This is a genomic window from Streptomyces achromogenes, from assembly GCF_030816715.1.
GTDB lineage: Bacteria > Actinomycetota > Actinomycetes > Streptomycetales > Streptomycetaceae > Streptomyces > Streptomyces achromogenes_A.
The window spans coordinates 7,626,481-7,641,691 of record NZ_JAUSYH010000001.1 but is presented as its reverse complement, the minus strand read 5'-3'; the positions used below and the strand labels follow the sequence as shown (position 1 = coordinate 7,641,691).

General features: G+C 73.3%; 2 protein-coding genes. Both read right to left on the bottom strand.

What is annotated here, in order from left to right:
- Nucleotides 1-22: 22 nt before the first annotated feature.
- Nucleotides 23-781: a thioesterase II family protein gene (locus QF032_RS34130; RefSeq protein WP_307059088.1), complete on the bottom strand. Its 759-nt coding sequence runs from the start codon at nt 779-781 to the stop codon at nt 23-25.
- Nucleotides 771-15,128 (bottom strand): SDR family NAD(P)-dependent oxidoreductase, encoded by a 14,358-nt coding sequence (locus QF032_RS34125; protein ID WP_307059086.1) that lies wholly within the window; start codon nt 15,126-15,128, stop codon nt 771-773. The genes QF032_RS34130 and QF032_RS34125 overlap by 11 nt, the downstream gene beginning before the upstream one ends.
- Nucleotides 15,129-15,211 lie beyond the last annotated feature (83 nt).

The window sequence follows — 15,211 nt, the reverse complement described above, 5'->3', positions numbered from 1 at the left end:
TTGGATGGCGCCCGAAAGACTCTCACGGGCGTTGCGGCATCACAAGGCTGCACTGCACGAGGTCCAGCAGTTCCGCGGCGTTCTCATCGAGAAAGAAGTGACCGCCGGGAAACACCCTGAATGCGAAGGCCGCGCCGGTGTGCGGCCGCCAGTCCGCGGCGTGCTCCGGCCCCGCTTTCGGGTCCTCGCGCCCCACGAGCACGGTGAGCGGCACCCTGACGCACGCGCCGGGAGAGGGCCGGTAGGCGGCCAGCGCGCGGTAGTCGTCGCGCAGGGCCGGCAGGGCCTGGCGCAGCGCCTCCTCGTCGGAGATCAGCCGGTCGCCGGTGCCGCCCAGGACGCGCAGCTCGGCGATGATCCGCTCGTCGGTCCACCGCGCCCGCTGGACCTCCTCGCGCGGGCGGGACGGCGCGCGACTGCCGGAGGCGAAGAGGTGCCCGACGGCTCCCGGCCGCTCCCGCTGCAACAGCCGTACGGTCTCGAAGGCGACCAGCGCGCCCATGCTGTGGCCGAGGACGGCGGTCGGCAGATCCCGCTCGGCCAGCAGCGCGTCCGCCGCGCCGCGCGCCAGGCCGCGGATGTCGGTGACGGCCGGTTCCGTACGGCGCCACAGGCGTCCCGGGTACTGGACGCCGACCACCTCCAGTCCGGGCGGCGCGGCGCGCGCCAGCGGGAAGAAGGCCCCGGCGGAACCGCCCGCGTGCGGAAAGCAGACCAGGCGGAACCGTGCGTCCCGGCCCGGGTTGAAGGACATCGTCCAGCCGCCCGCGTCAGTGCTCATGGCCCGCCCCCCGCATGTCGCCGATCCCCTTCCCGTCATCGATCCCCTTTCCGTCGTCGATCCTCTTTTCGTCGTCGATTCCCGCGTCCCTGTCGATTTCCGTCCCCTTGCGGTTCCCCGTTCCGTTCGCGCTTCCCGTTCCGTGAAGGGGGCGGTCGCCGTCGGGCCAGTCCGGGTATTCCTCGCGCAGATGGCCCGCCAATGCCTTCGGGGACGGGAAATCGTAGATGAGGGTGGACAGCAGCGGGACGCCGGTCGCGGCGACGATGCGATTGCGCAGTTCGATCGCTCCGAGCGAGTCGAAACCGAGCTGGGGGAAGAGCGCTTCGGGCGCGACGGCCTCCGGCGAGTCGTGTCCGAGCACCGAGGCGGCTTCCGCCCGCACCAGTTCGAGCAGCGACCTTCGGCGGACCGCCTCGGGCGGCCCGGCGGGCCCGGCGCCGTTCGTCACCGCGGTGCTGCTCCCGTTCGCCGCCGCCGGGGTGCTCCCGTTCGCCGCCGCTGCGGTGTCGGGCCGGGCTGCGGGCGGGGGCGTGGTGAGGCGGGCCGCGACCGCGACCGGGGCCGCGGTGGCGATGGCCTCGTCGAAGAGGGCCAGCCCCCGGTCCGCGGACAGGGCGCGGATGCCGTGACGGGCGAGCCGGTCGTGGTCCTCGGCGCGCAGCCGCCCGGTGATGCCGCTCGCCGGCTCCCACAGCCCCCAGGCGATGGACAGCGCGGGCAGTGACCGGGCGCGGCGGTGCTCGGCAAGCGCGTCCAGGAAGGCGTTGGCCGCGGCGTAGTTGCCCTGTCCGGCCGAGCCGGTCACGCCGGCCACCGAGGAGAACAGGACGAAGGACGAGAGGCCGTGGTGCGCGGTCAGTTCGTGCAGGTTCAGGGCGGCGACCGCCTTGGCCCGGAGCACTTCGGCCATCGCGTCCGCGGTCAGCGAGCCGATCGCCGCGTCCCGCGTCATGCCCGCCGCGTGCACCACCGATCCGATGCGGATGCCGCGCCCGGACAGCTCACTCAGGAGCGCCGCCAGGGCTTCCCGGTCGCCCGCGTCGCACGCGGCGACGGTGACGCGGGCCGTCGATCCGCGCAGCTCTTCCGCCAGTTCGGCGCTGCCGGGGGTCGCCTCGCCGCGTCGGCCGACCAGCACGAGGTCCCGTACCCCGTGCCGCGTCACGAGATGCCGGGCGACGAGCGCGCCCAGTGTGCCGAGACCGCCGGTGATCAGCACCGCGCGGTCGGTGTCGAAGTCCCGGACGGTGAGGACCACCTTGCCCACGTGCCGTGCTTCGGCGACGTACCGGTAGGCGGCCGGGGCGTCGCGCACATGGCGCAGGGTGAGCGGCGGAGGCGTCAGCGTGCCGTCCTCGAAGAGCGGCAGGAGGTCGGCCAGCATCCGCTGTATGCCGTCGGGCCCCGTCTGCCGGATGTCGAAGACGGTGTACGCGGCGCCGTCGTACGCGGCGGCCACCTCCTCGGGGTCGCGCGGGTCCGTCTTGCCCATCTCCAGGAACCGGCCGCCCGGCGCGAGGAGCCGCAGGGACGCGTCGGTGAGCGGTCCGGCGAGCGAGTTGAGCACCACGTCCATGCCCGCCCCGTCGGACGCGGCACGGAAGGACGCCTCGAAGGCGCCGTCGCGGGAGGAGGCGATGTGGTCGGAGCCGATGCCGGCGTCCCGCAGTACGGGCCACTTCGCCGGGCTCGCGGTGGCGAAGATCTCCGCCCCCGCGTGCAGGGCGAGTTGGCGGGCCGCGAAGCCGACCGCACCGGTCGCCGTGTGGATGAGCACGCGTTCTCCGGCGCGGAGCCGGCCGAGCTCGACGAGGCCGAAGTAGGCGGTGAGGAACGCCACGGGCACGGCGGCCGCCTCGGCGAACGACCAGTGCGCCGGGACGGGCGCGAGCAGCCTCTCGTCGGTCACCGAGACCGGTCCGATCCCGTCGAAGAGGCCCATCACCCGGTCCCCCGGACGCAGTCGGCCCGCTCCCGGACCGGCCTCGACGACCACGCCCGCGCCCTCCACGCTCTGCCGCCCCTCGCCCTCGGGCACGCCGGCCCCCGGCTCGACGACGCCCAGCGTGAGCAGCACATCGCGGAAGTTGACCCCGGCCGCGTGCAGCGCCACACGCACCTGGCCCTCGCCGAGGGGCGCGTCGGCGTCCGGCCACTCCACGAGGGCCAGGGCGTCGGGGGTCCCGCGTCCGACGAAGTCCAGCCGCCAGCTTCCGTCGCCGGACGGCGCGTCGAGCAGGCTGCCGGTCGTGGGCGTCAGCTCCGGGGTGAGCCACTCTCCCTTCCTGAGGGCGACCTGGGGGAGGCCGGACCGCAGGGCCCGGGCGAGCGACTCCGCCGACTCCTCGCTCGCGTCGATGTCCACCAGCCGGATCCGTCCCGGCTCCTCCTGCTGCGCACACCGGCCGAGTCCCCATACGGCGGCGGCCGCGGCGTCCGTCGCCGGGTCGTCGTCGGCGGTGCCGACCGCTCCGCTCGTCACCAGGGCGATCCGGCACCGGGCGAGCGCCGGTTCGGCCAGCACCTCCTGTACGACGGCGAGCACGCCGGCGGTCACCTCGTGGACCTCGTCCATGGTGCCCGCCGGGCAGGGGATCACCACCGTGTCGGATACTCCCCCGGGTGCCCGTCGGACCAGTTCGGCGACGTCGGCGCAGCGCTCGGCGTGCAGGGTGGGCAAGGCGTCGTGAGGCTTACGGACGCCGGCGCCGCCGGGAACGATCAGCGCGAGCCGGTCGGGCCGCTCGCAGTCGCCGGACCGTTCCCCGGTCTCGTCGCCGGCGCGTCGGTCGGCCGTCGTCCAGCTCAGGCGTCGCAGCCGGCTGTCGTCCGCCGTCGACGGCGAGCGCAGGGCCAGCCCTCCGACCGACAGGACCGGGTTGCCGTCCATGTCGGACAGCTCCAACGCGACCTCGTCCCGCCCCACGGCGGTCAGCCGGACCCTCACGCGAGGACTGTTCGGGCGTGCGTGGTGGGTCATGTCGCGCCAGGTGAAGGGGACGCGAACGCCGGGCGCGCGGACGCCGGACGCGGAGGGCTCGCCCGCGAGGCCGAAGAGTTCGATCGGGTGCAGGGCGGCGTCCAGCAGAGCGGGGTGCAGGCCGAAGAGCGTGGTCTGCGAGGCGATGGGCGCCGGCGGTGCGAGTTCGGCGCAGATGCCGTCGGCCGTGCGCCACAGGGCACGCAGTCCCCGGAAGGCCGGCCCGTACGCGAGGCCTCGGGCGGCGAGGCGGGCGTAGTCGCCCTCCTGGTGCAGCGGCAGGGGCTCGGCGTCGGACGGCGGCCAGGTCACCGACGGGATCGGGGCGGCAAAGCCGTCCGGGGCGGCGGCCAGCACGCCGGTGGCCGTGGGCCGCCATGCGAGGTCGGGGTCGGCGGACGTGCGCGCGTGGACGGTGAAGGGCCGACGTCCGGAGCCGTCCGCGGCACGGGCCACCACACGGAGTTCGAGCGCCGCCCGGTCGGGCAGGACGAGGGGGCTGGCGAGGACCAGTTCCTCCACCCGGGGGCACCCCGCCTCGCGCGCCACCCGGCAGGCCAGTTCGGCGAGCACGGCGCCCGGCACCAGGGCCTGACCGGCCACCACATGATCGGCCAGCCAGGGGAGTTCCGCCGGGTCCAGCCGTCCGGACCACACCAGTTCACCGCTGTCCGGCAGGTCCAGCGGTCGGTCCAGCACGGGGTGGTCCGTGGTGCGCGCAGCGCCTGCTCCGGCCGACTCCGTCGCGGACTCCGTCGGGTTGAGCCAGTACCGCCGGCGTTCGAAGGGGTAGGTCGGCAGAGTGGTCAGTTCACCGCCCCAGGCGGCGGCCACGGCCGGCCAGTCCACGTCGAGGCCGGAGGCGAAACCGGCCGCGAGTCCGTCCGCCGCCGTCCGCGCCTCGTCGCGGGCACCGCGCAGCAGCGGCACCACCACGGAACGGCCGTGCGCCTCGTCCCGCCCGGGGTCCTCGGCGAGGCCGGTGAGGATCGCCGTCGCCATGGACGACAGCGTGCCGTCGGGGCCGATGTCCACGAAGTGCCGCCCGCCTTCCGCACGGGCGGCGGCGATCTGGTCGGCGAAGCGGACCGGGCGCCGTATGTGGTCCGCCCAGTAGTCGGGCGACATGAGCTCCGCCGCCTTCGCCATCCGGCCGGTCACGTTCGAGACGAGCGGCAGGACCGGCCGCCGGTACGTCAGCCCCGCCGCGATCTCCCGGAACTCGGCGAGGATCGGCGTCATGAGAGGTGAGTGGAAGGCGTGGCTGACCGTGAGCGCCGTGGTCCGGTGACCGGCGGCCTGCAACCGGGTGACCACGTTCGACACGGCGTCGCTCGCGCCGGAGACCACCACCGACCGGCGGCCGTTGACGGCGGCGATTCCCACCACGTCCTCGAGGCCGGCGAGCAGCGGTTCGACGTCCGCGAGGGCCGCCCGTACCGCGACCATCGCGCCGCCCGACGGCAGCGACTGCATGAGCCGGCCGCGCGCCGCGACGAGTGCGGCGGCGTCGGCCAGGGAGAAGACGCCCGCGACCTGCGCGGCGACCAGTTCACCGACGGAGTGGCCCAGCACGATGTCCGGCCGCACGCCCCAGGACCGCAGCAGCTCGGACAGCGCGTACTCGGTGGCGAAGAGCGCGGGCTGGGTGAAGGCGGTCCGGTGCAGTGCCGCCGCCTCGGCGCTCGCGTGGTCCGCGAAGACGACGGAGGCCAGCGGCCGCTCCAGGTGCGGGTCGAAGGCGGCACACGCCTCGTCGAAGGCCTCCGCGTACGCCGGGAACCGCTGGTGCAGCTGCTTGCCCATGCCGGGCCGCTGGGTGCCCTGCCCGGCGAACATGAGCACCCGGCGTCCGTCTGCGGGGCCTGCCACGCCTCGTGACAGCGGGGCTGCCGGGCGGTCCTCGGCCAGTGCGGCGAGGCCGTCGAGGAGAGCGGTCCCGTCCTCGTGGACGATCGCCGCGCGGTGATCGAAGCCGGACTGGACGCGGGCGGTGGTGTAGGTGACCGCCGCGAGATCCAGGGCGGTCGGGGCGTCGTCCGGCAGGTGCTGCTTCCCGGACGGCCCGCTCAGCAGGTCATGGAGGCGGCGGGCCTGGGTGCGCAGGGCTGTCGGCGTCTTCGCGGACAGCACCAGCGGCAGCGCGCCACCCGGGTGGCCGGCTGAGGAGTGGTCACGAACGTCCGTGCGCGCGGGGGCAGTCCGTACGTCCGCGCCCACGGGAGCCGTCCGTACGTCCGTGCGCGCGAAGGCGTTCCGTACGTCCCTGCCCGCGGGAGCCGACGTATCGGCAGGGGGTTCTTCGAGGATGACGTGCGCGTTCGTCCCCGAGATCCCGAACGACGACACCCCCGCCCGCCGCGGCCTGCCCTCCACCGACTCCCACACAACCTCCCGCGTCAACAACCGCACCGAACCCCACTCCACCCCACCCACCGGCTCCACCACATGCAACGTCCGCGGCAACACCCCATGCCGCAACGCCTCCACCATCTTGATCACACCACCCACACCCGCAGCCGCCTGCGCATGCCCGATATTCGACTTCAACGACCCCAACCACAACGGCCGCCCCACCGGCCGCCCACCACCGAACACACCCACCAACGCCCCCACCTCCACCGGATCCCCCAACACCGTCCCCGTCCCATGCCCCTCCACCACATCCACCCCCGACGCCGACACCCCCGCATCCGCCAACGCCCGACGAATCACCCGCTGCTGCGCCACACCCGAAGGCGCCGTCAACCCATTCGACGCACCATCCGAATTCACCCCACTCCCCGCCACCACCGCCAACACCCGATGCCCCAACCGACGCGCCACAGACAACCGCTCCACCAACAACATCCCCACACCCTCCGACCACCCCGTCCCCGAAGCATCCGAAGAAAACGAACGACACCGCCCGTCCCCCGACAACCCACCCTGACGAGAAAACTCCACAAAAGCACCCGGCGTCCCCATCACCGTCGCCCCACCCACCAACGCCACATCACACTCACCCGACCGCAAAGAACCCACAGCCAAATGCAAAGCAACCAACGACGACGAACACGCCGTATCCACCGTCAACGCAGGACCCTCCACCCCCAACACATACGCCAAACGCCCCGACAACATCCCACCGGCAGAACCCGTCAACAAATAACCAGCCGACCCCCCACCCCCCTCCCACAAACGCGGACCGTACTCATAACCCATCCCCCCGACAAAAACCCCCACCCCACCACGCCCACGCAACGAACCCGGCGCCACCCCAGCCCGCTCCAACACCTCCCACGACACCTCCAACAACAACCGCTGCGCAGGATCCATCCCCGCCGCCTCCCGAGGCGACACACCAAAAAACCCCGCATCGAACAAACCCACACCCTCAACAAAACCCCCCTCCCGCACCCCACACACCTCACCCGACAACACCCCCGCACCCCACCCCCGATCCACCGGAAAACCAGACACCACATCCCCACCCGACACCACCACATCCCACAAACCCTCCGGCGAAACCACCCCACCAGGAAAACGACAAGCCATCCCCACAATCACCACCGGATCACCGGAGGAAGCCGTATTACCGGTGGTCGGGCGCGCCGGCGAAACAGCCGGAACCGCTTTCTCGGCCGCCCGGTCCTCGGCAGGCGGATCCGCGAGCAGAGAACCCAGGAACGTGCCCAGGGCGAGCGGTGTCGGATGGTCGAACACCACGGTCGGCGGCAGCCTCAGCCCCGTCACTTCACAGAGCCGGTTGCGCAGTTCCACCGCCAGCAGCGAATCGAAACCGGCGTCCCGGAACGCGAGGCCGCCGTCGAAGCCGCTCCCGCCCAGCACCTCGCCCGCGATCGACATGACGAGGCGCCGGCTCTCCGTCGTCCGTTCGCCCTCCGGCAGTTCGGCCAGCCGCCGTGACCACGGGGTCCCCGTCCGATCAGCGGCGACGGTGGGGGCGGCGGCAGGGGCGACGGTGGGAGCCGCGGCCGCGGCGAACGCCCGGACGAACTCCGGGTCGAGTGCCGCGGCCACCACGGTCGGCAGGTCCACGGTGCGGGCGGCGTCGTACATGCGCAGACCGCGGGCCGCGTCGAGCGGCCGCAGCCCGGTGCGGCGTCCGAGGCGTTCGACGGCGTGCGCCGTCAGCCGTCCCGCCATCCCGTCCGGAAGGTCCCACAGGCCCCACGCCAGCGAGCGCGCCGGGAGGCCCAGGTCGGCGCGGTGCCGGGCGAGGGCGTCGAGGAAGGTGTTGGCCAGGGCGTAGTTCCCCTGTCCGGCGGCGCCGAGCGTGCCGGTGGCGGAGGAGAAGAGGTCGAAGAAGGCGAGCGGGGCGGAGCGGGTCAGCTCGTGCAGGTTCCAGGCGGCCTCGGCCTTCGGACGGAGCACGGCGTCGAGTTGCTCGACCGTCAGCGCACGGACGGTCGCGTCCTGGACGACGCCCGCGGCGTGGACGATGCCGGTCAGCGGACGGTCGGCGGGGACGGCGTCGAGCACCGCGGCGAGCGCCTCCCGGTCGGCGCAGTCACAGGCGGCGATCCGCACCCGGGCGCCCATGCCCCGCAGCTCCCGTGCCAGGTCGTCCGCTCCCGCGGCACGGGCGCCGCTGCGGCTGGTCAGCAGCAGGTGCCGTACGCCGTGGTGGGCCACCAGGTGCCGGGCGATGCGCGCGCCGAGCGCACCGGTGCCGCCGGTCACCAGGACGGTGCCGTGCGGACGTACCGGTGCGGCGGCGACCTCGACGGGGTCCGGCGTCCCGGTCGGCCGCGGCACGGGCGTCGGCCGCGGCACGGACGACAGCCGGGGCACGAGCAGCGCACCGTCGCGCAGGGCGAGTTCGGGTGCTGCGCCGGCCGCCACGGCGGTCAGCACCTCGCGCGTCAGACGGGTCTCGTCGAAGTCCCCGTCCAGGTCGAGGAGGGCGAAGCGGTCCGGATGCTCCGATCGCGCGGTGCGGACCAGCCCCCACAGCGGTGCGTGGGCCAGATCCACCGGCGCCTCGTCGGGTCCCGCGCCCGTGCGCACCGCCCCCTGGGTCACGAACACCAGCCGGGTGTCGGCGAATCGGCTGTCGTCCAGCCAGCTCTGGAGCAGCGTCAGCGTCGCGCGGGCCGCGCGACGCACGCCGTCGGGCACGCGGGCTTCCCCGCCCGAGACGGCCGACGGCAGGCAGGGCACCAGCACGGCGGCGGGCGGCGGGGTCCCGGCGTCGAGACGCGTACCCGCCTGCGCCATGTCGAGAACGGCGGTGAGGCCTGAACGCGGGGCGGACCCGAGCACCCAGCACGCGCCGGCGTCAAAGGCCGGTTCCGACAGAGGGTGGTCCAGTGGGCCCCACGTCACGTGCAGGAGTCCCTCGTCCGCGGGACCGTCCGAAGCGGCCCGCAGCACCAGCGAGTCCACGGCGGCCATCGGCGTGCCGTGCCCGTCCGTGATCCGCAGCGCCACCGCGTCCGGTCCGACAGGTGACACCCGTACGCGCAGCTCCGTCGCGTCACGGCCGTACACCCGCACGCCGCTCCACGAGAAGGGCAGCCGTACGCGACCGTCGGCCGCGCCCTGCCACACGGTCGCGTGCAGCGTCGCGTCCAGCAGTGCCGGGTGCAGGCCGTACCCGGACGTGTCGGTGCCGGCGGGCAGCCGTACGTCGAGACACAGGTCCTCGCCCAGCCGCCACGCGGCCTCAAGGCCACGGAAGGTGGGGCCGTACGCGTAGCCGGCCTCGGCCAACTCCTCGTACATGCCGCTCAGTTCCACGGGTTCCGCGCCTGGCGGCGGCCAGTCCGCCTGGTCGAAGTCCACCGGTGTCCGGGGAGCACGCGCCGCGAGAATCCCGGTGGCGTGACGGGTCCAGTCGGCGGCCGGGCTCTCCTCGCCGGCCCGCGCCGACTCCCGGGCACGGCCGGGACGCGCGTACACGGTGAAGGGCCGTTCTCCTGTCTCGCCGACCGCGCCGACGACGAACTGGACCTCGACCGTCCTGCCGTCGTCGGGGAGGCGAACCGGCGCCTCCTGGGTCAGTTCGGTGACCGTCGCGGCGCCGTCGAGCGCGGCGATGTGCGCGGCCAGTTCGACCAGGGCCGTTCCCGGCAGCACGGTGTGGCCGTCGATCCGGTGGTCGGCCAGCCAGGGGTGCGTGAGGGTGGACAGGGTGCCGGCGAGCGCCCGCGCGTCGCGGTCCGCGAGGGTGACGGCGGTGTCGAGCAGCGCATGCTCCCCGCTGTGCGGCGGGCGCGGCGCGTCGGCGTTCAGCCAGTACCGCCTCCTCTCGAACGGGTAGGTCGGCAGGACGGCCAGGGGCCGCCTGGGGATGACGGTCTGCCAGTCCACCGGCAGGCCGCGCGTGTAGGCGGCGGCCAGTGCCGACAGGAGGCCGCCGGCGCCGTCACCGCCGGGGCGGAGCGCGTCCAGTAGCCGCGGGGGGCCGGCTGCGTCCGGGTGACCGGCGTCCCGACTGTGCGGTGTCGCGACGAGCCGGGAGGCGGCCGGCATCGCTACGAGGGTGCGGCTGCCGTGGTCTGCCAGGTGGCGCAGCGCCGCGTCGAGGTCGGCGGGTTCCCGTACGGCGCGCAGCCAGTACTCGGCGGTCAGCTCCCGTTCGGCGTCGAGCGGCATGCCGGTTCGCGACGAGCAGAGGTCGGTCTTCGTACGGCGCGGGGTCACCGTGGCCATGACCGCTCGCAGTTCGTCGTCGGAGTCTCCGCGCACGCGGGCCGCGCAGAGGCGTGCCGCCTCGTCCAGCGTCAGCGCCCCGGTGACATGGGCCGCGACGATCTCTCCCACCCCTTGCCCCAGTGCCGCGTCGGGCCGCACACCGCACTGCTCCCACAGCCGGGCGAGACCGGCTCCCACCACGAACGCCACGGCTTCCGGAGGGTCGGCAGGGATCAACTCGCCCACATGACGGCCGAGATGGACGGCCAGGGCTTCGGCGCACTCCTGCACGTGCCCGGCGAACACGGGGGACGCGGCCAGCAACTCCCTTGCCGCGGCTGCGTAGTCAGGGCCACCACCGGCCGCAGCGGCACCGGCACCGGCCTCGGCTCCGGCTCCGGCTCCGGCTCCGGCTCCGAAGACGAACACGGGCCGGGCGCGCCCGCTCACGCTCCCGGTCGACACCAGGGCGTGCGGCAGCCCGGCGGCCAGAGCGTCCAGTGCCCCTCGGTAGTCGCCGTCCGCGCCGGGCAGCACGGCGGCGCGGTGGCCGAACCCGGACTGGACGCAGGCGGCGGTGTACGCGACGGCGGACGGGTCGACAGGGCCGTCGTGCGCGGGCCGGTGCTCAGCGCCGCCGGAGAGGAAGTCATGGAGGCGGCGGGCCTGGGTGCGCAAAGCAGTCGGTGTCTTCGCGGACAGCACCAGCGGCAGCGCCAAGGCCCCGGCGGTCTCATCGGCGGCGCTGCTCCGGTCGGCGCCGGCGCCGTCGGACCGGGCGCCCGGGAGGCCGGAGGCGGCCCGCGGGTCCCGGAGGACCGACGCCGGGTGCTCGGCGGTCCCGTCCACTCCCCCGGTCCCCGTCTCGAAGTCGCCGGCCTCAGGGGGTTCTTCGAGGATGACGTGCGCGTTCGTCCCCGAGATCCCGAACGACGACACCCCCGCCCGCCGCGGCCTGCCCTCCACCGACTCCCACACAACCTCCCGCGTCAACAACCGCACCGAACCCCACTCCACCCCACCCACCGGCTCCACCACATGCAACGTCCGCGGCAACACCCCATGCCGCAACGCCTCCACCATCTTGATCACACCACCCACACCCGCAGCCGCCTGCGCATGCCCGATATTCGACTTCAACGACCCCAACCACAACGGCCGCCCCACCGGCCGCCCACCACCGAACACACCCGCCAACGCCCCCACCTCCACCGGATCCCCCAACACCGTCCCCGTCCCATGCCCCTCCACCACATCCACCCCCGACGCCGACACCCCCGCATCCGCCAACGCCCGACGAATCACCCGCTGCTGCGCCACACCCGAAGGCGCCGTCAACCCATTCGACGCACCATCCGAATTCACCCCACTCCCCGCCACCACCGCCAACACCCGATGCCCCAACCGACGCGCCACAGACAACCGCTCCACCAACAACATCCCCACACCCTCCGACCACCCCGTCCCCGAAGCATCCGAAGAAAACGAACGACACCGCCCGTCCCCCGACAACCCACCCTGACGAGAAAACTCCACAAAAGCACCCGGCGTCCCCATCACCGTCGCCCCACCCACCAACGCCACATCACACTCACCCGACCGCAAAGAACCCACAGCCAAATGCAAAGCAACCAACGACGACGAACACGCCGTATCCACCGTCAACGCAGGACCCTCCACCCCCAACACATACGCCAAACGCCCCGACAACATCCCACCGGCAGAACCCGTCAACAAATAACCAGCCGACCCCCCACCCCCCTCCCACAAACGCGGACCGTACTCATAACCCATCCCCCCGACAAAAACCCCCACCCCACCACGCCCACGCAACGAACCCGGCGCCACCCCAGCCCGCTCCAACACCTCCCACGACACCTCCAACAACAACCGCTGCGCAGGATCCATCCCCGCCGCCTCCCGAGGCGACACACCAAAAAACCCCGCATCGAACAAACCCACACCCTCAACAAAACCCCCCTCCCGCACCCCACACACCTCACCCGACAACACCCCCGCACCCCACCCCCGATCCACCGGAAAACCAGACACCACATCCCCACCCGACACCACCACATCCCACAAACCCTCCGGCGAAACCACCCCACCAGGAAAACGACAAGCCATCCCCACAATCACCACCGGATCACCGGAGGAGGATGCGCGTGACGTCTTTTCGGCGGCCTGCACGGGAACGGTGTCGGTGGCATTCTCCTGAAGAGCGGCCAGGAAATCGCTGAGGGCCAGTGGGGTCGGGTGGTCGAATACCGCAGTCGACGGAATGTCCAGGCCGGTCGCCTCGGACAGCCGGTCCCGCAGTTCGGCCAGCATCAAGGAATCGAAGCCCGCGTCCCTGAACGCCGCTCCGCCGTCGAACGCGCCGCCGCCCAGCACGTCGCGGACCGCCGAGAAGACGGTCTCCTCGGCGGAGATCCCCGAGCGGGGCGTGGGCCCGGACACCGGACCCTCGGCCGCTTCCGCGCCGGCCTCGGGCCACCAGTACGACTCCCGCTGGAAGGCATACGAGGGCAGTCCGACGACCGTGGGCCGGGTGCCGGCGAAAGCGGGGCGCCAGTCGACCGGCACGCCCCGCACGTACAACTGCCCGAGGGCCCCGAGGAAGTCCGGCTCGGACGGCGAACCGTTCGGGGTGCTCCAGGATCCCGTCTCCGGCGTACGCACGCCGAGCCGCCCCGTGGCGTCCAGCCACAGGGCGTCCGCGGCGGGAGGGCCGGCGAACTCAGCGCATTCGGGGGCCGCTTCGCCCGTGGCGACGAGGCGAGCGCCCTCCTGCGGTGTCAGCAGGCCCCGGACGACCGCTGCGGCCACCGTGCCGGGCCCCGCCGGGACACTCACCGCGTCCGGCCGGACCCCGTACGCACGCCAGACCGCCGCGAGCGCGAGCGTGACCGCGAACACGCACGCCGTGGAGTCCTCCGGCCCGGGCCCGTCGGCCTCGGTGCCGCGCAGTACGTCGCCGGCGGGCCGCAGGCCGTAGGGCGCGAACACCTCGTCGTACGCGGCGAGGGCCGCCTCGAACTCGGCCGAACGGGGCAGCAGCGCCCGCCCGGCGTCGAGGCACGCGGCGGCCGTACTGGGGAACACGAACGTCAGCGGTTCCCTCGACGCCGTGACACTGCCGGCGGTGACCGCGTCCGTCACCGTGCCGAGGGCCAGGGCCTCGAGAGCCGCCACGAAATCCTCACGGGCCGCCGCGACGACAACCGCGCGGTGGGTGAAGGCGGTTCGGGTGGTGGCCAGTGAGTAGCCGATGTCCTCGGTCCGGCCGCCGGGGTTCGCCGTCACGTGGTCCCGCAGCTTGCGGGCCTGGTCCCGCAGGGCCTGCGCGCCGCGTCCCGAGAGCACCCACGGCATGGGCGCCCGGAGCTGCGCGACGGCGTCATCGGCCGGTCGGTCCCGAGCGGCCGAAGCGACGGACACGTCGGGCGCCGCCGACACGACGACATGACAGTTGGTGCCCCCCATGCTGAAGGAGGAAACCCCGGCCACCCGCTCCGTGCCCTCGTGCGCGGGCCACCGCTCGGCTCGCGTCTGCACGCACAGGCCGAGTGCGTCGAGGTCGATCCCGGGGTTGGCCGACTCGAAGTTGAGGCTCGCGGGGATGACGCCGTGGGCCAGGGCCAGCGTGACCTTGAGCAGACCGGCGATGCCCGCCGCCGCCTCCAGATGGCCGATGTTGGTCTTGACCGATCCCACCCGGAGCGGATCACTGCCGCTTCGTCGTGCCCCGAACACCGCGCCGAGGGCGTCCGCCTCGATCGGGTCGCCCACCTTCGTGCCGGTGCCGTGGAGTTCGACGTACTGCACGTCTTCGGGGGCGACCCGGGCCTGGCGGTGGGCCGCGCGCAGGGCATCGGCCTGCGCCGCCGCGCTGGGCACGGTCAGTCCCGCGCCGCTGCCGTCGTGGTTGACGGCGCTGCCCCTGATCACCGCGTGGACGCGGTCGCCGTCGGCCAGCGCCCGGGCCAGCGGCTTGAGCACGACGAGGCCGGCGCCCTCGCCCCGTACGAACCCGTTGGCGCGCGCGTCGAAGGCACGGCTGCTGCCGTCCGGGGACAGCCCGCCGAAGGCCTCCGCCAGTTCCGCGCCGTCCTCGGTGAGGTTCAGCTGCACACCGCCGGCCAGGGCCAGGGACGACTCGTTGCCCCGCAGACTGGCGCAGGCCAGGTGCACGGCCACCAGGGACGAGGCCTGGCCCGCGTCGACGGTGAGGCTCGGACCGTGCAGATCGAGTGCGTACGAGACGCGGTTGGCGACGACGCTGCGGTGGATCCCGGCCATGGCGTGGTGCGAGAGCGGCGCCGCTCCTTCGCGTCGCACGACACCGGCGTAGTCGTTGGCCGAGACGCCGAGGAAGACGCCGGTGTCGCCGCCGCGCAGCCCGGCGGGGAGCAGTCCCGTCGACTCGAGGGCCTCCCAGCTCAGTTCCAGCGCCAGCCGCTGCTGCGGGTCCATGGCGTTCGCCTCACGCGGCGATATGCCGAAGAAGCCGGCGTCGAACCGGTCCCGGTCGGGCAGCGTCCCCTCGTACCTGCCGGTCCCGGACGAGCGGCTGATGGCCGAGCGGCCGTCGTGCAGCAGGTGCCAGTAGTCGCCCGGCGCGGGGGCCTCGGGGAAGCGGCATGCCATGCCGATGATCGCGATCGGCTCGTCCTGCGCCGTCTCCGGCTCCGCCTTGCCGTCCGCCACGTGTGCAGCCACTGTCGGTTCCCTGCCCCTTCTGATCCCACTGGTTCTGCCGGTGCTTCTGGTTCTGCCGGTGCTTCTGCTCTGTGGGTCTTTGT